This window comes from Moraxella nasibovis, from assembly GCF_029581575.1.
Classification (GTDB): Bacteria; Pseudomonadota; Gammaproteobacteria; order Pseudomonadales; family Moraxellaceae; genus Moraxella; species Moraxella nasibovis.
Genome location: NZ_CP089975.1, coordinates 1509254 through 1527379 on the forward strand (window position 1 = coordinate 1509254; position 18126 = coordinate 1527379).

Sequence of the window (18126 nt, forward strand, 5' to 3'; positions counted from 1 at the left end):
TATTTACCAAAGTACAATACAATAGCAAATAATATTTCAGCCTTTAATATGGTTTTATGAATAAAAGTTATCAAATCCACCACGAGTTGGCTATTGGTATTGACTAAGTAGCGCCTCAAAGTTACGACTGGTGATCTCTGCCATCTCTTCGCTCGTCTTGTCATAGACTTTGGCGAGTGCCTCCGCCACATAAGGCACATAAGTCGGCTCATTGTCACGCCCACGCTTAGGCACTGGCGCAAGGTATGGACTGTCCGTCTCGATTAGGATGCGGTCAAGCGGCAATTTTTTGGCAACTTCTCTGAGCGCATCAGATTTATTAAAACTGACAATGCCTGAAAACGAAATATACATACCCAAATCAAGCGCTCGCTTGGCAAAGGCATAATCTTCGGTAAAACAATGAATGATGCCGTGTTCGCATTTTTCGGCAGTCAACAGATCTAGCGTGTCGTGATAAGCACTGCGAGTATGTACGATGATGGGTTTTTTGACGCTTTGGCTGGCGTGAATGTGCGTGGCAAAGCTGTGTTTTTGGGCAACTTTTTTGGTGTCGTCCCAATGATAATCCAGACCCGTCTCACCAAACGCCCAGACCTTATCGTGATTATAAGACAGCAATTTTTCCACCGTCACGCCTGCCAGCACACTCTCATCTTGACAAGGGTGCAGCCCCACACTCATGCCAATGTCAAGCGCCTCGTCGGATCTGTCCACCCACGCCTTGATGTCGTCAAATTCATCATAATGACACATGATCGCCATCGCTCGGCTGACATTTGCCGACTTCATGGCATTTAAAAGATTTTGCGGCTGATGGTCGTGATTGTCCAATTTTAGATAGGTTAAATGGCAATGGCTGTCTGTAAACATGGCGTACAAGCTTTTCGTTTTGGTTATTGGGTTTTGGTAAGTCATTTAGATCCAGTGGCGATACAAGCACTCATAGCAAATCTTCACCCGCTCTGCTGCCTTAGGCGCTGCAAAGTCTTGTATCGCCACCAGATTCTGTTAAGGCAGGTATTATAACAGCTTAGCAGCACATACCGCAACGCCACAAGCTAGCCTCTCCCCGTACTAAGCCCCGCCTTCCCATTCGCCACAATCGTATTAAACAGTACTTTCCAAGCGGACAATTTCGGATTGGGCGATTTGCCTTCACCAATCAACCGCATTTGCGACATATACCAATCCATTTCAAGCACCGCCCCCACTTTTTTATCAAGCGGTGCAAAGCCTGTTTTAATGCGGTTTGTGGTCAAAGTTTGATACGAGCCATTTTGAATTTGCTTGGGCAAATCAGGCATTAGGGCAAGCGGACGGGCAATGCCGATTAAATCCAAATTGCCACTTTTTAACGCGTCATTCATCGCTGTTTCACTTCTAAATCCGCCCGTAATAATCAAGGGTACTTGGCTGATTTTGCGTCCCTTTTCGGCATAATCTAGGAAAAAGGCTTCTCTTTGGCGAGTGCTGGATTTTTCAGCCAACATTGCAGGGCTTTCGTAGTTTCCGCCAGAAATTTCAATAAAATCAATGCCCAATTCCGATAATTTGGCGACCACCGCAAGGCTGTCGTTTTCATCAAAACCGCCTTTTTGAAAATCGGCTGAATTTAATTTCACGCCCACCAAAAAATCAGAACGGACAGCTTCACGAATGCCTTGATAAATTTTTAATAAAAAATTCATACGGTTAGTCAAACTTCCGCCCCAGTCATCGGTGCGAGTGTTGTGGTGTGGCGACAAAAATTGGCTAATCAAATAGCCGTGTGCGGCGTGAATTTGCACACCGCTAAATCCTGCTTGTTCGGCGATTTTGGCGGTCGTGATGAATTCGCCAATAATTTGTTCAATTTCAACCGCTTGCAAGGCTCGTGGCGGATTGATAAAACCGTCCATTCCCTTTAACGGCACGGCACTTGGGGCGACAGGTTCACGATTGACCGCTTTGGGCGATTGTTTGCCTGCGTGGTTGATTTGCATAATCATCAGCGTGCCTGCGGTTTTGCCTGCCTGAGCCCACGCTTTGAGCATAGGGAGAGAGCGGTCGTCCGACACCACGACATCGCCCACCGAGCCTTTGCCGTTTGGCGACACCATCACATTGCCCGTAACCAGCACGCACGCCCGCCCCGCCCAATGCCCAAGTGCGGTACAGATTGACAAGGGCTTGGGTCGGCTGGTTGTCTGTGGCGAGCTGTTCTTCCATTGCCGATTTGAAAAAGCGGTTTTTGGCGGTCGTGCCGTTGGGGAAAGTAAAAGGTTGAAATAGCATAGGGGGTTCTCTTTTTGGTTTATAGGTTTAAAAATTTAAACTTATTATAAGGGGGAATGTGGGGGAAGTCAAGGGAAAATTCTGTTTGTTAATCTGTAAGGTGCGTACCACGCACCCTTAAAAATTCACGCCTAAAATGGTGCGTATTACGCACCTTACGCCTAAAAATCATCTAAATATTTTATTTTTCAAGCACCCAACTCCCAAATTTCCCCTTTCTCCAAAATCCCCGTTTTATTTTTGGCAACTGCTTGTATCATTGCCTTTGCCAAAGCATCGGTCGGCATAGGTTTGGCGGATAACAATAAACCAAAGTGATTTAAAAATGATAAGGCTTTTTCGCTGACCATTTCGCCCAAACGGTCGCTGTTTTCTCGTTTTAATAAAGGCGGTCGCAAAATGGTTAAATGGGTTAAACCAATATTTTGCAAAGCCGTTTCCAATTCGCCTTTTAAACGATAATAAAACAATCGGCTATTTGCATTCGCTCCGTCCGATGACAATACCAAAAATCGTGCAATGCCATTTTGTTTGGCGATATTGGCAAACACAAGCGGATAATCAAAATCTATTTTGCGTTGATTTTGTTGATTGCCCGCTTGTTTTAAAGTTGTGCCAAGACAGCAAAACAGCACATCGCCTTTTATTTTATCCGCCCAATCATCGGGCGTATCAAAATCAATCAAATGCACGGTTAATTTTGGGTGCGTGATTGCCACAGGTTTTCGCACAAAAATCATCACACTTTGGTAATGCTCATTATTTAATAATAATTGGGTCAGGGCATTGCCTGTCGCCCCTGTTGCACCAATAACAATTGCTTTCATTTTATTTACCCTGATTACTCGGACAATATCTTTTCATCAATTCAACCAATTCGCCCATTTTTTCAATTTCATCTTTCATTGCCAAACTGTAAAAGCGTTCTTTGCCGATTTGTTCTACGCTGACGGCATTGGCAGAAAGCATAATTTTCAAATGGTGAGACACCGCAGGGCGAGACAAATGCAGATTTTCGGTAATGTCATTGACCCGCATCGCCCCATTTTCCAGCAATAATTTCAAAATCAAATGGCGGTTTTCGTCCGCAAGCACAGTAAAAATCGGAATGCACGACTTTAACAGCGTCATAGAATTATCAATATCAGTATTTGGCATATTTGTCAAAAAGTTTAAAAATTTGGACTTATTATAGCAAAGTTTTTGGCATCTGGCTTAGATTTATGATGACTATGAATAATCCCTCGCCCCAAACAGCGCCGTCCCCACACGCACGATGGTCGAGCCATGCGCCACCGCCTCCGCCATGTCGCCACTCATGCCCATCGACAGCACATCCCAATGCGGCAGACTTGACGACGCCGCCACTTCGTCAAACAATGCCTTAGCACGAGCAAAAGCATCGCCACCCTCTTTGGCAGGAATGATCATCATGCCACGCAGGCAAAGCTTGGGCAAGTCTTTGATTTGATTCACCAAATCCATGAGCTCATCTGGCTGCACACCAGATTTGCTTGCCTCGTCATCGATATTGACCTGAATCAGCACATTCAAGGGCGGCAAATCGCCCCGCTGCTCGTTCAGACGCTTGGCGATGATGTCTCGCTCGATGGTGTGCACCCAGTCAAAATGCTGTGCGATGTCACGAGTCTTGTTGCGCTGAATGCTGCCGATGTAGTGCCAAACAATCGGCAAATCAGCCAGCTCACTTTGTTTGGGCAGCGCCTCTTGTAGGTAATTTTCACCAAAATCTCGCTGCCCAAGCTCAAACAGAGCACGAATGTCTGTCGCAGGCTTAGTCTTGGACACCGCCAGCAGCTGTGCTGGCTTTAAAAAGCCTGTTTTGGTGTTGGCAAGCGACAGCTGATGAGTGACGCTTTGATAATTATGCAAAAGCTGCTGATTCATGATAAGACCTGATGTTTGATGTTATAAAGTAAGTCATTGTATCACAGATTGTATCACAGTTTGCCATCACAAATCAGCCAAAGTCGCACCACCCTCCCCATCACTTTTTAGAAAAATGATTTGGCAAGTGCGACAAAACATGCTTTAATAAAGCGGCTTTAAGATGGTTTTGGGACAGTTTTAGGACGGTATTTATGGATAATTTGCACGCATTGCTTGCCTACGCCAAACAAAACAACGCCTCAGATGTACACCTGTCGGCAGGCGAGTCGGTGCGTCTGCGTATTGATGGGCAGACGCACGCCATCAGTACGCCGCCTTTGAGTGACGATGCGGTGCGCCATCTCATCAAGGGTGTGATGAGCGATGCTCAATACGCCAAGCTTACCTCACAAAAAGAGCTGGATTTTTCTTTTGAAATTGATGGCTTGTGCCGATTGCGTGCCAATATTTTTCACCAAAACCGTGGCATCTCGGCCGCCTTTCGCCTCATTCGTGACGACATCATGAGCCTTGATATGTTGAATACTGGCGATACTTTGAAAGATTTTTGTCAGTTAAATCAAGGGCTTATCTTAGTCACTGGCGCCACAGGCTCTGGCAAATCCACCACGCTTGCCGCCATGATAGACCACATCAACCGCACAAGAGCGGTGCACATTCTCACCCTTGAAGACCCCATCGAAGTCATTCACACTTCCAAGCACGCACTCATCAATCAGCGTGAGATCCACCGTGACACGCACGACTTTGAAAGTGCGCTGCGTGCCGCCATGCGTGAAGACCCTGATGTGATTTTGATCGGTGAGCTGCGAGATCTTCCCAGCATCCGTCTAGCGCTGCGTGCCGCCGAAACAGGACATCTGGTGCTGGCGACGCTACACACCAACAGCGCTGCCAAAGCCATCGACCGCATCATCGATGTCTTTGACGCACACGAAAAAAACATGATTCGCACCATGCTCTCAGAGTCGCTCCAAGCCGTTATCGCTCAGACGCTCGTGCCTAAGATTGGTGGCGGACGAGTCGCCGCTTTTGAGATCATGACCGCCACAAGCGCCGTGCGTAATCTGATCCGTGAAAACAAAGTCGCCCAGATGTACTCCGCCATTCAGACGGGCAGCGCTGACGGCATGGTCAGCCTTGACACCAGCCTAAGACAGCTCGCCCAAGCAGGCATCATCAGCGCTCAGACCGCCAAAAGCCTTGCCAAGCACCCAGAAAACTTCTGACAGTCTGTTGGGTTGGGTTAATCTTGAAAAATACAACAAATTCAATGAGTTACACCGTAAATGTTGGATTACGCTGTCGCTAACCTGAGCCTACGGGCTGTCCATCACTTCAATCCGATAAATCAAAGTTATTCCTGCTGGCAAATTGGGGTGATAAGGCGTGTCGCCATAGCCATTCAGATGATTTGGTACATACAGCTCAATAACGCCCCCTTGCCCAATTTGTGCCAAACCCTCACGCCAAAAACTCTGATAACAGCATTCAGATAGTTGCAAAGTCTGTTCGCCAATTTCTTGGGTGTTTTCTATGACCTGCCTACCATAAGGCTTACCCCACAGCACCAAGCCATCAATGGTACTGACTTGATAATGCACCACCACTTCATCGCCCAAAATTTTGCCTGTGCCTTGCTTGATAATTTTGTACTGTAAACCTGACGGCATTGTTTTGATATTTGGGTCTTTGGCATTGTTTGCCAAAAAGTTTTCGCCAATTTTACGATTAAACTCACCTTCTCGCCTTTTTTGATTGGTTTGTTGGATTTGCAATTCGTCATTGGCTCTTAAAAACATTTGTTCGCTATAAGCCATTGACTTGCCCGTTATCCTATCTTGTATGCCTTGTGCGTAGGCTCGTCTATCCCTATTACTCGCAACGCCCCGCTCCAACATCATATCAATGTACGCCTGCCGCTCTTGTTCATCCTTGATATTTGCGACACTTTCTGCGTGCATATAGCCAAAATAATAGCTGACAATTTTGATGTTTTTTATCATTTGTTCATCAAGTGCAATCTTTTGATGATTTGGTACGACAAAATTTTGCTGAATGTTTGTTTGACAACCCACCAAACCACACATTAGCCCAATTAGAAATATTCTTACATTCATCTTAATGCACCCAAAATCCATAAAAAACACCGCCCAATTTTGAACCACACCCCAAAAGCCCGTAGGTTGGGTTGAGGTACGAAACCCAACAAATTCAATGAGTTACGCCATAAATGCTGGGTTACGCTGTCGCTAAATTAGCCTACTGTTCTTTTTGATACATACGCAAAAGTTTAATCAATTCATCTTTATACTCATCGTTATATGGAATAAAATATTTTTTATCATTTATTGATATAAGTATTTTATCATAAACGTAATGTGAAGTTATTCTACTCCATGGCGTCATTTTTTTAATCTCAATTAATTCAATGTTATTTAAATATTCATATTGAAACGGTGAAAATTTTAATGCTATTTTTTCATCAAGAAAAAATATTCCTAGAGCGGTTTTTTTTAATAAATATCTATATGCAAGATTTTGCAAACTAAACCCAAAACCAGCAATGCAAAGAAATAGTGAAAAATATGTATGAGATGATGGAAGTAGTCCAAAGAAAATATAAAATGAACAGAGAGTAACAAAAATGGTTGGTATCATTTCAAAATTCTTTGCATCTAAATATTTTGGATTGATGTATTTATTATACCTATCATAATCCAAATTTTTAATAATATTCATTTTATCTCTCTGTCATTGGCAAGAAGTCCGTAGATACCATCTCTCCCCACCCCTTGTCAAGCCATATTATCTATCCTAACTTGTGGGGTGTAGGGAGTTTGGTGTTTGATCACACCAAAGCAGATTTGCACCAATTTACGCATACAAGCACATAAAGCTTGCATTTTGCATTTGCCATTTTGTTGTAAGCGTTCGTATTGGTCTTTAATGTCTGGATTGTACTTGGTGGCAACGACTGCTGCCATATACAGCTTAGCTCTTAATTGAGCATTGCCTGTTTTGGCAAGTCTTGATCTGCCTTTAAACAATCCTGATTCTTGTTGTTTGGGAATCAACCCTAAAAAAGCAGAGACTTGTTTGGCATTGTTAAATTGTTTGGTATTAAACAAACTAAGCATTTGTCTTGACACCACCTGTCCCACTCCTTTGATGCTTTGTAAGAGTGTTTGCTCTTCTTTAAGTTTGGGGTGGTTGTTGATATGAGTGTCAATGTCATCGTTTAATTTGCTGATTGCCAATTTTAATGCCACAATCATCTCGTCAATGGATTGTTTAACAATGGGGGTTGTGTCTGCCACTTCTGCTTTTTCTTTGCGGTTTTCTTCTCGCTGTAAGTCTTCATTTAGAGCATCAAGACGAGAAAGCAAAGACTTTAAATGACGAGCTTCAATACTTGGGGCAATCCAAGCATCAGGGTGGGTGGCTCTGCCATATCTGGCAAGGACAATACTGTCTTTTTTATCTGTCTTTTGTCTTACGCCTAAACTGTCCGCATAGTGTTTGACAAAGGCAGGATTGATGATAGAGACTTTAAAGCCTAAATCGTGTAAATAATACGCCAAAGGTTCGTGATATACCCCTGTGGCTTCCATAATAAGATGAATGTCGTTAAAGCTGACACTTGCACCAAGATTGGTTTTAAGCCAATGAATGATGTGTTCAAAGTCATCAAAGTGATTATTAAAGACTTTGGTTTTGACTTTCATTGTACTTAACTCTTTAAGCCAAGCCACATCCAGCTTGTGCTTGCTAACATCAATACCAACATAATAAGTCATTGTCATCTAGCCTTGTTCATTCAGCGTCATGATTGAAAATCAATCAAGCGCTTGGATACCATTCAGATTGTACGATGATAAGAAAGCTACTTGGGTTTAATCTACGAGACAGCATCAAAGTACTCAGGTTGGGTAGAAACTACCAAGTAACTTAGGGTGATGGTATAATCTACCATGCCATCACCAAGATAGCTAGTCTTGGTGGTGAGATACAAGGTTGGGTTGGGCTGAGCTTGCGAAACCCAACAAATTTAATGAGTTATGCCATAAATGCTGGGTTACGCTATCGCTAACCCAGCCTACGAGCTGCCATATCAGCAGCCACATTGACATCTCAGCATAGGCAGTGGTACATATTAATGCCTATATTTACACTCCGAATGTCTTGATTGCCATGATAAATCCACATACACATAAGGAACATTCTCTGATGTAATGTTAGTGCCAAAGGATAAGGCAATATCTTCTTTACAGTACAGCGCTCTATTTACATCTTGTTCAGTTAAAATCCATTGGTTGTTTTTTATATTTTGATGAATTTTTTGCATGGTGTGTTCGGTGGGATTGTAATAGTAATACATAAGTACCACAGCTCCACCCTGACGGTCAATCTGCCACTGTCGGTCAGGTTTGGTCAGGTCATAAACAATTTGATTCATCAGTCTTGGAAATTCGGTTTCAAGCAAATGTTGGCGATCACGGTAATTATGAGGTTTTGATTGATAAAAACCTTTAATTTCAACAAACATGTAGAATATAAAAACACTAGCAATGATGATATGCAAATACCCTTTAGGTTTCATTTTCCACTCCTTAAAATCAACCGCTTAATCTCAGCCCGTAGGTTGGGCTTTGCTTGCGAAACCCAACAAATTCAATGAGCTACACCACAAATGTCGGGTTTCACATTCGTTCAGCCCAACCTACCGTGCTATACTTTTGATATTTTTTATCAAGATGATATCTAAAAATTTAAATCCTCAGACTAATATTTTCTTAAAAAACAACAAAATCAATGATTTATTCCATAATGCCAAATTTTTACCATCAACCGCACCCGACCGCTTAATGGCTCATCGGCATAAACTTGGTAATAAAAATAGCCCAACTGGGCTATTTTCCAACTAAAAAGATGTTTGGATAGTACATCAAATTGATGATGCACAAACCTGACAAATGTCAGCTCTCCAAAGTCTTTTGACACTCTTCATCGCTACACACACCATGTAGCACCAAAGAATGCGCCGACAGCTTAAAGCCGTGCTCTTCTGCCACACGCAGCTGCTCTTCTTCGATGGCTTGGTTGTTAAACTCAACAATCTTACCACACACATCACACACCAGATGGTCGTGATGGTCTTCTTGAACAATCTCAAATACCGACAGATTATTCTCAAAATTATGACGCTCCACGATGCCCGCCTGCTCAAACTGGGTCAGCACACGATACACCGTCGCCAAGCCCACATCCTCACCCTGTGATGCCAGCGCACGATACACATCTTCTGCGCTCATGTGATGATGCTCAGCCGTCTCCAAAAGCTCCAAAATCTTGATGCGTGGCAGCGTTACTTTAAGTCCAGCCTTACGCAAATCTTTATTGGTAAATGCCATAGTTTTTCACCTTTTATCTTAGTATGATTGATTTTATCAAACATCGCCATCAAGGCAATTATCATCTGATAATCAATTGCAATTTTAGGCATACTTTATCACATTTTCATCAAAATTACAGCTAAAAAATGTGTAAATTCATCATAATTTCTCAACGATGACGCAATGGATTAAAAATCAACCTCATTCACATTTTACGCCATCATAAGACGGACGCACAAAAAACTTGCATATTTCATGGCTTGCGTTTAATATGGTAAGGATTTTATTGTTATTGTTTTGAGTTTTATCATGAAAAAAATCTTAGCAACCGCCCTACTGGCTTCTGTGACCGCACTGTCTGGCTGTCAAATTTTTCGTGTTTATACCATTGATTTGCCACAAGGTACGCCAATCAGCGCCCAAAGTGCCGCAGCCCTACAAGTCGGCATGACGGCAAACCAAGTGCTGTATTTGGTGGGTAGTCCTGCCGTGCGAGACACCCTAAATCCAAACCGCTGGGACTATCTGTATGACTACACCGCAGGCACAGACGGTCGCCGCAAAGGCAAAAGCGACATCAAAAATGCCAGCCAATACATGAGCGTCTATTTTGATAACAACGGACGAGTGGTGCGCATTGACGGACGAGACAGCCTACCCACAAAGGCGCAATAAGCCACACGCTCATCTTGGCTTAATTGGCATAATCGCATAATAAAAAAGCACGCATTTTAATATTGCGTGCTTTTTTAGGAATGTTACATTTTTAAAAATGCTACATTTTGGCGGTCTTAGACTTCATGCGTGATTTGGATTTTTGTTTGCGTTTTGCCATTGGGTCGTGCGTCAGCGGACGATAAATCTCAATGCGATCGCCATCGCACAGCACCGCATCTAGGCGTTTTTTTTGACTATATATGCCCACACGCCACGCCTTGTGGTTGGGGTCGGCATCTGCATTAAGCTTGCACCAGTCGCCAAGACCTTGCAGCGCTGGCAAATCAAGCCAACCACTGATGATGAGTGCTTGATGAATGGTCGTCCCCGCAGGCACGGCAAGCTCAGCATACAGCTGCTCACCATCGGCGCTCACACACCCCAAAGCGATGTCAATCACGCCAGCCATTCCATGACAAGCCCAATCAAAGCTGCGACGATCGCCAGTGGCACGACGATACGCACGAGCACTCGCCAAAGATTATAGCGCGCCTCGCTGCCAAAGTTGAGCGTCTTTCTAAGATGGCTGATTTTCATCACAAAGCCTGCAAACACCGCCAGCACCAGCACACTCGCCAAGCCAAGCACCGACAGCGCCACGATAAGCACGCTCGATGGCAAAAGCCCAAATGCCACGCCAAGCACCAATAAAATCACGCCGCCCATCACCATGCCAAAGCGAGACATGAGCTGACCGCCTGCATAAAACAGCAAAAAAGCCGCCAAGAAAATCATGCCCACGCCACTCACAGCAAAAGAAAGAGGTGTCACCATCGCACTTGCCGCCAAGAGCGCCAATGAACCAAAAATCAGCTGCGTCAGCCAAATGGGCAAAATCATGCCCGTCAAAGATTTCTTAGACTGTACAAGCTCTGGTGCCGTGCCACTACTGCCAAACCAGTAAAGACCCGTACCCACACCCACGGACAACAGCGCAAACAACACCGCCCGCCCCCACTCACCAAGGCTAAGCTCGGTCATCACAGGAATGCTCACACCACTGGCAAGCCCGCCATCAAACAGCGAAATCAATGAACCGATCAAGATGAGTGCCAACGCCATCGGCAACAGGCGTGATTTTAATAAACTTAAAATCAGCACAATCACCATCAGCCCCACACTCAGCCCAAAGCTTGGCACATTGATGCTCTGATCAAATTGGGGGAAATGCGCCTGCACGCCCTGCGCCACTCGTGCGGTGATGTTGGCTGCGATCATCACAGACAGCACCACCGACAAGCCTGCAAAAATACGCCACACCACCGACGCATCTGCCTCACGAGTCAGTTTTTGCATACCCTGCCAAGGCGGTGTGGCGCTGCGAGCCGATAATGCAAACTCTACAAACAAAATCGGCAGCCCAATCAGTGTCATCGCAATCAGCCAAACAAGCCAAAAATCAAGCTCTCTTGCCATGTTCGGCGCAAGCTGCTGAGCAAAGAGCAGCGGCAAGGCACACGCCACAAAAAACACCATCTGTCTATGGAACATATTTTTACTCATTTAATAAAGATGCGTCATTGTATCACAAAACCACAGTGATACAAGAAACCACGGACAACAAAAAACCCCAAGACGGGGCTTTTTGCATTAGCAGCAGTAGAATTAGTGAACCGCTGACAAGAACTCAGACAAGATCTTGATGTCTTTATCAGACAGCTTAGCAGCGACCATCTGCATCATGCCTTTTTCGCCTTTCTTGGCGGCATCATTGGTACGCAGCTGCTCATCCATCAAGCCTTCATCCTCACGACCTGCTGCACGGAACATTTTTAGCTGAGTCGCCAGATAAGTAGCGTGCTGACCGCCCAGACGGGGGAAAGCTGCCCACTCATTGCCCGCACCTTTGGGATCATGACAGCCTGCACACGGAATGATGCCACGAGACTTGTCACCGCCCAGATAAAGCTTTTGTGCTGCGGCATAAGTCGCCTTATTACCATAACCTGGTGTCCATGGCGCTTGACTGGCATAATAACCTGCCACATTCGCCAAGTCCTGCTGAGTCAAGCCTACAAGCTGAGCTTCCATCACCCCATTGCGGCGCGCTTTGGTCTTAAAATCCACCAGCTGCTTGTACAGATATTTGATGTTCTGACCACCAAGGTTTGGCTGAGCAGGGGCAACGCTCACACCGTTAGCACCGTGACAGGCGGCGCAGTTGGCATCAACGATTGCTTTACCCGCCTCGACATTATAGCTAGGTACAGTAACGATGGCACTGGCATTCATGCTGGCAATACCAAAACCCGTGGCAAGGACAAGTTTGGCAAGAAGGGCTTTATTTGCAGGTTTCATAACAATTTCCTACTAACTACTGGGACTATCCCAAGTCTTGGGTTTTGTTGAAAATAACTCAATTTTAAAAATTGGCTTTTGGCGGCAGACCGACCACACCAAAATAATTGCTATTATAGCAAGACTTCACTAAATTTTCCTACAAAAATTGTGGTTTTGGTAACATTTTTTTCATTTTTTTCGCTTTTTTATTGAAATTACAAGAAAAATGCAGACGATACTGCATTTTATACCGACCATCGCACTCATTTTTATTAAATAAATTTCATTAAAATCTAAAAATCATGAAAATAAATCAAAATATCACAAGACATTCATCCATCATCATAATCATTTATCATCATAATCCGTTTCAAAAACTCATTTCATCAAACCCACTTTGATGGGATTTTTTTATCCAAAGTCACTTATCGCCATGCTTATTCTTTTGGATTTTGAATGTTGCACTTCTTTAGACAAAGCTCATTTATCGCTATTTTTTGCCTTTTGTGCTACACTATTTTTATTTAAAAACAACAAGACGCAACTTATGACCACCACCGATTATCAAAAAATCATACGCCAGACCACCTTTGCCTTGTCCGCCCCCACCTTGAAACTTTGCCCTGCTGACACAGGCTTTGAAGTGGCGTTTGCGGGTCGCTCAAACGCTGGCAAATCATCCGCCATCAACACCATCACTCATCAAAAGCAGCTCGCCCGCTCATCCAAAACCCCAGGGCGCACGCAGATGATTAATTTTTTTAATGTCGGCTCGCCCCACAGTCGCATCGTCGATTTACCTGGTTATGGCTATGCGCAAGTACCAGAGGCGATGAAAATCAAATGGCAAAAAGAGCTTGAAAATTATCTGGTGCATCGGACGAGCCTGACGGGTTTGATTTTGCTCACTGACATTCGCCATCCGCTCAAATATTTTGATGAGCAAATGCTTCACTGGGCAAAGGACGGCGAGCTGCCGGTGCATGTACTTTTGACCAAAGCAGACAAACTAAAACGAGGCGCACAAAAAACCGCCCTGCTACAAACAAAAAAACAATTGCAAGCCCTAGATTTGCCATTTTCCATTCAGCTTTTCTCAGCGCTCAATAAAGAGGGGCTTGATGAGCTGGCGGATGTTTTGGGCAATTGGCTGCATTTGGGCGAGGAGCTGTCTTTTGATGACAATGCGACCGATGACTTGGCGCATGATGAGCCAGAAAATGATGAGCCAGAAAGTGCCACTTTGGACAATGCACAAGGATAAGTAATGACAGGCATTTTATACATTGTCGCCACGCCGATTGGCAATTTGGGGGACATAACGGCACGAGCCATTGACACTTTAAAGGCAGTAGATGTCATCGCCTGCGAAGACACACGCACAAGCGGTAAATTATTAAATTTTTTTAATATATCTACACCCACCATCGCCTATCATGAGCACAATGCCGACACCCAAACCGCACGGCTGATTGAACGCCTACAAAGCGGACAAAGCATCGCTCTCATCTCGGACGCTGGCACGCCACTCATCTCCGACCCCGGCTTTCGGCTGGTCAAAGCTTGCCATAAAGTCGGCGTGCAGGTAGTGCCTATTGTGGGAGCGTGTGCGGTGATTGGGGCGTTGAGCGTGGCTGGTTTGCCGTCTGATAAGTTCAGCTTTGTGGGTTTTTTACCCGCCAAACAGCACGGACGAGTAGAAAGCTTAAAGGCTTATCAAAACCATAGTGAAACCTTGATTTTTTATGAAGCACCGCACCGCATTGTGGAATGTCTGACCGACATGGTGGCTGTATTTGGCGGTGAGCGAGAAGCGACACTTTGCCGAGAAATCAGCAAGACTTTTGAGACAATTAAAAAGCTACCACTGGCTGATTTGTTAGAATTTGTAAAAAATGATGACAACCAACAACGAGGTGAAATCGTCCTTGTGGTCGCAGGAAATACCGCCCAGACGACCGCCACCGATTATGACGACTGGCTACTTGCCATCGCCAAAGAGCTGCCGCCCAAAAAAGCAAGCGGTATTGTCGCAGAAGTCTTAGGGCTTAAAAAAAGCGAAGTGTACGACAGGCTGCTTACACTGACCAAATGACGATGAGCCAGCGGTGATGTCCGTGCGCCAATGATGACTTATCAGTCTCATTGGCGCACCCAAGCCATCACACTCTGACCAAACTTTTACTATCTTTTTCCATCACCTGCTTTTGCCATCGCCTAGCCTAAGCGGTGGCAGTCAAAGATTGGCATGCTTTGGCGAATCTTGGTTTGTTTGGCTTTGTCAAATTCACCATAAATCACCAAATATCCTTGTTCACCTGTCTCAGTCTGCTCACTGTGGGCGATGATTTGCCCTTGCGCATCAACCATCATCGAATGACCCCAAGTTTCACGAGTGCTTGTGCCGATGCGATGCGTGCCACCTTGGGCGCTACCAATCATCAGGCATTGGCTGTCCAAGGCTCGAGCCTGCAATAACAGCTGCCAGTGCGCCTGACCTGTCCGATAAGTAAAAGCGGCAGGCACGCTGATGATGTCTGCGCCCATCTGACGCAGCCGCTGCGCCATCGCAGGAAATCTGGCATCAAAGCAAATCATCATGCCCAAATGCACAGTCTCCCCTTTGATGTTCATGGGCGCCACCACCAGTCGCTCACCCGCCTCAAAAGTCTTGCCCTCATCATAGCTGCCAGTGCTGTCATCAACAGTAGCACGAAACAGATGAATCTTATCATAGCGAGCGACTTGCACCCCTTGCGGGTCAAAAAGCAAGCTCGTCTGGCGGTATTTATCCTGTGTCGTCGGCGTGCCATCTGCTCGCACAGCACAAGGCAAAGTCCCCGCCAAAATATAAACGCCACACTGCTTGGCAAGCGCTGACAGCTCACAAACCATCTCATCAAATCTCAAAGCAAGTTCGCCTTGCCTGCCCATCACGCACATATTTTCAGGCAGTACGATGACATCGGCACGCACGGCAGCCTCGGTACACGCCCGTTTGATGATGTCAAGATTTGCGTCGATGTTGGTTTGGCTGTTTAGCTGAATGCTGGCGATTTGAACGCTCATGATTACTCCCCTAGCCGCCACCGACCGCTTGCACAACTTCAATACTCATGCCTTCACAAATGGTCGTGTCAGACAAGCGAGACTTTGGCACGAGCATGCCATCGATCTCCACGGCAAATCTACCCTCGGTCATGCCAAGCTCGGTCAAGAGTTCAAGTACGCTGGCGTGGTCTGTATTGCGACTTTCGCCGTTTAAAGTGATGTTTTTCATGATGGATTATAATCTTTACTTTATTGGTTTTAAAAATTGTCAAAATTTAAAGTCATCGGAATTTTATGGTGTAAGCTTAGGTTTTACTAGGTTTTTAAAGTGGTGGTCAAACTCTTAAAAGCGGTAAAACTCTTAAAATATATGGCTAAATCAGCTTTTTATTTGGCTGATTTTGATGGCAAGATGAAAGCAAGGCAAAGCCAGCCTAAAATCATCAGCACGCCACCGATGGGCGTCACCATGCCCAGCCACTTGGGCGCACCCAGTGCGATGGCATATAGCGTACCGCTAAAAATCAGCACGCCTGCTTGTAAAAGACCGGCAGGCAGATGGACACGATGACGCCCAAAAGCATCAAGCACGCCCAGCGCCAACAGCCCCAATGCATGCACAAATAAATACAGCGTGGCAGTCTGCCAAATGCCAATCTCATAAGCGCCCACCATGTCTTTTAAACCATGCGCACCAAACGCCCCCAAGGTCACACCCACCGCTAAGTTTAGGGCAGCGATTTTAAGCCAAGTCATCACACTCCACCAGATTAAAATTTACCAAAACCAAACACCAAAAAAACCAAGCACCAAGAAATCAAGCCCAACCTGACTCAATCACTCAGCATGGCGCTGTCTAGGGTCATCGCCTCACGAATCTTATCCATGGCGTTTTTTTCGATCTGACGGACACGCTCGGCGGAGATGTTGTACACCGCAGCCAAATCATGCAAAGTGGATTTTTGATCGGCAAGCCAGCGCTGAGTGATGATGTCTCGTGAGCGCTCATCCAGCTCATCCATCGCCTCTTTAAGGGCGCTTGTCGTATTTTCCTCCCAGTCAGCCTCCTCGACGACATCGGCAGGGTTGATGGCGTCCTCCAAGAACAGCTGTGGTGCATAACGCCCCTCGTCTTCGTCCGAGTCCTGCATCTCAAAAGACGCATCATAGCTCGTCAGACGACTCTCCATTTCAAGCACCTGCTTGACCGTCACATTCAAGTCACGGGCGATCGCCTCCGCCTCTTCTAAGGTGAGCTGATTGGACGATTTTTTAAGACTTCTTAGATTAAAAAACAGCTTACGGTGCGCCTTGGTGGTGGCGACTTTGACGATTCGCCAGTTTTTGATGACAAATTCATGAATCTCCGCCTTAATCCAATGCACCGCAAAGCTCACCAGACGCACGCCTTTGGTGGGGTCAAAGCGTTTCACCGCCTTCATCAAGCCCAAATTTCCCTCTTGAATGAGATCCGCCTGAGACAGCCCATAGCCAGAATAACTGCGAGCAATATGAATCACAAAGCGCAGATGACTCATCACCAAAAGCCGTGCCGCCTCGACATCGCCATCATGATAATAGCGCTCGGCAAGCTGCTTTTCTTCCTCTGGCGTCAAGATAGGAATCTGATGCACGGTATTAATATAAGCGCCCAGATTCACCCCTGGTGCTGCCAAATGAGTCGGCATGGCAGGCACCAGATCTCGTGTCGCCACCGCATAATCTGGCGCTTGCTGAGCTTTGTGGGTATGCTCGATGACAGCTCGGCTTGATTTGGCAGGCTGATAATCATCATCCAGCTCGTCGTAGTCGATGTCCTCGATGTCATCAACTTCATGAAACCCATCACCAAGCATCGCTTCATCAAGCGCATAGCCACTTACATAATCCTGCTCAAAGCCGCCCTCAAAACCACCTTCAAAGTCATCTTGAAAGTCGTCGTCATAGTCATCAAAATCGTTGCGTTTTTTTGTCATTGTCGTACTATTAAAAAAATCCCAACCCTATTGTAAGGCTTAATGACGCTAAACGCTAGCCTTTTTTGTGATGATAAAGTGAAAAAAGTTTTCTGTATTGTGCGGCTGTGTATCACTTTGCCAAGTGACGACCTCATGACCTTGTTTTTGGCAAAACGCTACCAAATCAGTCTGAGAGTTTTTGTCACTTGCCACCAGATACAGGCTCTCGCCATCTGCCACCGAGCGCAGGGCAATTTTTGCTTTTAAAAGTGGCATCGGACATGGCATGCCTCTGGCATCAAAATAAGCGCCAAGCACTTGATCTTGACTGACAAACTTATCACGAATGCTCTCATGAATTAAAGCGATGTCATCATCGCCAAGCTTGTCGCTAAGCGCATCGCTGATGGTAAGATGAAATGAAGTGGTGCGTGCTGTCATGTTGGTTGATTCTCCACATATAAACTTGATGAAACTTGCTTAAATATGGCTTATAAATCTACAACTTATCAATTAAAGCCCAAGCACATCAAAAG

At 45.4% G+C, this 18126-nt stretch carries 21 protein-coding genes and 1 pseudogene; 4 read left to right on the top strand and 18 right to left on the bottom strand.

All coding sequences use genetic code 11. The annotated features are described in order from the left end of the window. Nucleotides 1-90: 90 nt before the first annotated feature. The 5 genes and pseudogenes from LU290_RS07260 to LU290_RS07280 form a co-directional block, all read right to left on the bottom strand. On the bottom strand, nt 91-873 hold the full coding sequence (locus LU290_RS07260; protein ID WP_277807942.1) for a TatD family hydrolase: 783 nt from the start codon (nt 871-873) through the stop codon (nt 91-93). A 188-nt stretch (nt 874-1061) separates the two neighbouring features. Further along, a pseudogene (locus LU290_RS07265) lies at nt 1062-2277 on the bottom strand (NADH:flavin oxidoreductase/NADH oxidase family protein). Nucleotides 2278-2465: 188 nt separating this feature from the next. Next, a complete protein-coding gene (locus LU290_RS07270) occupies nt 2466-3104 on the bottom strand; it encodes an NAD(P)H-binding protein (protein WP_277807944.1) in 639 nt (212 codons plus the stop codon). Between the two features lies 1 nt (nt 3105). Further along, nucleotides 3106-3435, bottom strand: coding sequence for an ArsR/SmtB family transcription factor (locus LU290_RS07275; RefSeq protein ID WP_277807945.1), 330 nt, complete (start codon nt 3433-3435; stop codon nt 3106-3108). Nucleotides 3436-3507: 72 nt separating this feature from the next. Next, nucleotides 3508-4185: a YggS family pyridoxal phosphate-dependent enzyme gene (locus tag LU290_RS07280; RefSeq protein WP_277807946.1), complete on the bottom strand. Its 678-nt coding sequence runs from the start codon at nt 4183-4185 to the stop codon at nt 3508-3510. Between the two features lie 194 nt (nt 4186-4379). Here LU290_RS07280 and LU290_RS07285 point away from each other — a divergent pair, with 194 nt between their 5' ends. Further along, nucleotides 4380-5417: a type IV pilus twitching motility protein PilT gene (locus LU290_RS07285; RefSeq protein WP_277807947.1), complete on the top strand. Its 1038-nt coding sequence runs from the start codon at nt 4380-4382 to the stop codon at nt 5415-5417. A 90-nt stretch (nt 5418-5507) separates the two neighbouring features. Here the strand turns inward: LU290_RS07285 and LU290_RS07290 are convergent, their stop codons facing one another. The 5 genes from LU290_RS07290 to fur all read right to left on the bottom strand — a co-directional run bounded on the left by LU290_RS07290 (nt 5508) and on the right by fur (nt 9602). Beyond that, on the bottom strand, nt 5508-6194 hold the full coding sequence (locus tag LU290_RS07290) for an FKBP-type peptidyl-prolyl cis-trans isomerase (protein WP_277807948.1): 687 nt from the start codon (nt 6192-6194) through the stop codon (nt 5508-5510). Between the two features lie 256 nt (nt 6195-6450). Beyond that, a complete protein-coding gene (locus tag LU290_RS07295; protein WP_277807949.1) occupies nt 6451-6930 on the bottom strand; it encodes a hypothetical protein in 480 nt (159 codons plus the stop codon). Nucleotides 6931-6986: 56 nt separating this feature from the next. After that, nucleotides 6987-7988 (bottom strand): IS110 family RNA-guided transposase, encoded by a 1002-nt coding sequence (locus tag LU290_RS07300; RefSeq protein WP_277807698.1) that lies wholly within the window; start codon nt 7986-7988, stop codon nt 6987-6989. 356 nt (nt 7989-8344) lie between these two features. Continuing rightward, nucleotides 8345-8791, bottom strand: a complete 447-nt coding sequence (locus tag LU290_RS07305) for a hypothetical protein (protein ID WP_277807950.1) — start codon at nt 8789-8791, stop codon at nt 8345-8347. Between the two features lie 376 nt (nt 8792-9167). Next, complete coding sequence (fur, locus tag LU290_RS07310; RefSeq protein WP_277807951.1) at nt 9168-9602, bottom strand: ferric iron uptake transcriptional regulator; 435 nt, start codon at nt 9600-9602, stop codon at nt 9168-9170. Nucleotides 9603-9893: 291 nt separating this feature from the next. Here fur and LU290_RS07315 point away from each other — a divergent pair, with 291 nt between their 5' ends. Beyond that, a complete protein-coding gene (locus LU290_RS07315; RefSeq protein WP_277807952.1) occupies nt 9894-10259 on the top strand; it encodes an outer membrane protein assembly factor BamE in 366 nt (121 codons plus the stop codon). A gap of 100 nt (nt 10260-10359) precedes the next feature. On the opposite strand, the gene LU290_RS07320 is transcribed toward LU290_RS07315, so the two are convergent. The 3 genes from LU290_RS07320 to LU290_RS07330 form a co-directional block, all read right to left on the bottom strand. After that, on the bottom strand, nt 10360-10701 hold the full coding sequence (locus tag LU290_RS07320) for an RnfH family protein (RefSeq protein ID WP_277807953.1): 342 nt from the start codon (nt 10699-10701) through the stop codon (nt 10360-10362). Continuing rightward, the gene (locus LU290_RS07325) at nt 10698-11792 is read right to left on the bottom strand and encodes a hypothetical protein (RefSeq protein WP_277807954.1); all 1095 of its coding nucleotides are present in this window, start codon (nt 11790-11792) and stop codon (nt 10698-10700) included. Before LU290_RS07325 ends, LU290_RS07320 begins: the two co-directional genes overlap by 4 nt. Nucleotides 11793-11906: 114 nt before the next feature. Beyond that, a complete protein-coding gene (locus tag LU290_RS07330) occupies nt 11907-12599 on the bottom strand; it encodes a c-type cytochrome (RefSeq protein WP_277807955.1) in 693 nt (230 codons plus the stop codon). Between the two features lie 529 nt (nt 12600-13128). On the opposite strand from LU290_RS07330, the gene yihA reads away from it, so the two are divergent. Further along, entirely contained in the window at nt 13129-13845 is a 717-nt protein-coding gene (gene yihA / locus LU290_RS07335) for a ribosome biogenesis GTP-binding protein YihA/YsxC (protein ID WP_277807956.1), read from the top strand. Between the two features lie 3 nt (nt 13846-13848). Further along, a complete protein-coding gene (gene rsmI / locus LU290_RS07340; RefSeq protein WP_277807957.1) occupies nt 13849-14676 on the top strand; it encodes a 16S rRNA (cytidine(1402)-2'-O)-methyltransferase in 828 nt (275 codons plus the stop codon). Nucleotides 14677-14798: 122 nt separating this feature from the next. On the opposite strand, the gene LU290_RS07345 is transcribed toward rsmI, so the two are convergent. The 5 genes from LU290_RS07345 to LU290_RS07365 all read right to left on the bottom strand — a co-directional run bounded on the left by LU290_RS07345 (nt 14799) and on the right by LU290_RS07365 (nt 18031). Continuing rightward, complete coding sequence (locus tag LU290_RS07345) at nt 14799-15650, bottom strand: nitrilase-related carbon-nitrogen hydrolase (RefSeq protein ID WP_277807958.1); 852 nt, start codon at nt 15648-15650, stop codon at nt 14799-14801. Between the two features lie 10 nt (nt 15651-15660). Next, complete coding sequence (gene thiS / locus LU290_RS07350; RefSeq protein ID WP_277807959.1) at nt 15661-15861, bottom strand: sulfur carrier protein ThiS; 201 nt, start codon at nt 15859-15861, stop codon at nt 15661-15663. 158 nt (nt 15862-16019) lie between these two features. Next, nucleotides 16020-16388, bottom strand: coding sequence for a DUF423 domain-containing protein (locus LU290_RS07355; protein WP_277807960.1), 369 nt, complete (start codon nt 16386-16388; stop codon nt 16020-16022). A 77-nt stretch (nt 16389-16465) separates the two neighbouring features. Beyond that, nucleotides 16466-17320 (bottom strand): RNA polymerase sigma factor RpoH, encoded by an 855-nt coding sequence (gene rpoH, locus LU290_RS07360; RefSeq protein WP_277809581.1) that lies wholly within the window; start codon nt 17318-17320, stop codon nt 16466-16468. Nucleotides 17321-17656: 336 nt separating this feature from the next. After that, nucleotides 17657-18031: a sulfurtransferase TusA family protein gene (locus tag LU290_RS07365; RefSeq protein ID WP_277807961.1), complete on the bottom strand. Its 375-nt coding sequence runs from the start codon at nt 18029-18031 to the stop codon at nt 17657-17659. Nucleotides 18032-18126 lie beyond the last annotated feature (95 nt).

Coding starts and splice junctions, on each gene's coding strand:
- LU290_RS07260 (WP_277807942.1), bottom strand. CDS start 873: ATGTTTACAGACAGCCATTGCCATTTAACCTATCTAAAATTGGACAAT.
- LU290_RS07270 (WP_277807944.1), bottom strand. CDS start 3,104: ATGAAAGCAATTGTTATTGGTGCAACAGGGGCGACAGGCAATGCCCTG.
- LU290_RS07275 (WP_277807945.1), bottom strand. CDS start 3,435: ATGCCAAATACTGATATTGATAATTCTATGACGCTGTTAAAGTCGTGC.
- LU290_RS07280 (WP_277807946.1), bottom strand. CDS start 4,185: ATGAATCAGCAGCTTTTGCATAATTATCAAAGCGTCACTCATCAGCTG.
- LU290_RS07285 (WP_277807947.1), top strand. CDS start 4,380: ATGGATAATTTGCACGCATTGCTTGCCTACGCCAAACAAAACAACGCC.
- LU290_RS07290 (WP_277807948.1), bottom strand. CDS start 6,194: ATGATAAAAAACATCAAAATTGTCAGCTATTATTTTGGCTATATGCAC.
- LU290_RS07295 (WP_277807949.1), bottom strand. CDS start 6,930: ATGAATATTATTAAAAATTTGGATTATGATAGGTATAATAAATACATC.
- LU290_RS07300 (WP_277807698.1), bottom strand. CDS start 7,988: ATGACTTATTATGTTGGTATTGATGTTAGCAAGCACAAGCTGGATGTG.
- LU290_RS07305 (WP_277807950.1), bottom strand. CDS start 8,791: ATGAAACCTAAAGGGTATTTGCATATCATCATTGCTAGTGTTTTTATA.
- fur (WP_277807951.1), bottom strand. CDS start 9,602: ATGGCATTTACCAATAAAGATTTGCGTAAGGCTGGACTTAAAGTAACG.
- LU290_RS07315 (WP_277807952.1), top strand. CDS start 9,894: ATGAAAAAAATCTTAGCAACCGCCCTACTGGCTTCTGTGACCGCACTG.
- LU290_RS07325 (WP_277807954.1), bottom strand. CDS start 11,792: ATGTTCCATAGACAGATGGTGTTTTTTGTGGCGTGTGCCTTGCCGCTG.
- LU290_RS07330 (WP_277807955.1), bottom strand. CDS start 12,599: ATGAAACCTGCAAATAAAGCCCTTCTTGCCAAACTTGTCCTTGCCACG.
- yihA (WP_277807956.1), top strand. CDS start 13,129: ATGACCACCACCGATTATCAAAAAATCATACGCCAGACCACCTTTGCC.
- rsmI (WP_277807957.1), top strand. CDS start 13,849: ATGACAGGCATTTTATACATTGTCGCCACGCCGATTGGCAATTTGGGG.
- LU290_RS07345 (WP_277807958.1), bottom strand. CDS start 15,650: ATGAGCGTTCAAATCGCCAGCATTCAGCTAAACAGCCAAACCAACATC.
- thiS (WP_277807959.1), bottom strand. CDS start 15,861: ATGAAAAACATCACTTTAAACGGCGAAAGTCGCAATACAGACCACGCC.
- LU290_RS07355 (WP_277807960.1), bottom strand. CDS start 16,388: ATGACTTGGCTTAAAATCGCTGCCCTAAACTTAGCGGTGGGTGTGACC.
- rpoH (WP_277809581.1), bottom strand. CDS start 17,320: ATGCCGACTCATTTGGCAGCACCAGGGGTGAATCTGGGCGCTTATATT.
- LU290_RS07365 (WP_277807961.1), bottom strand. CDS start 18,031: ATGACAGCACGCACCACTTCATTTCATCTTACCATCAGCGATGCGCTT.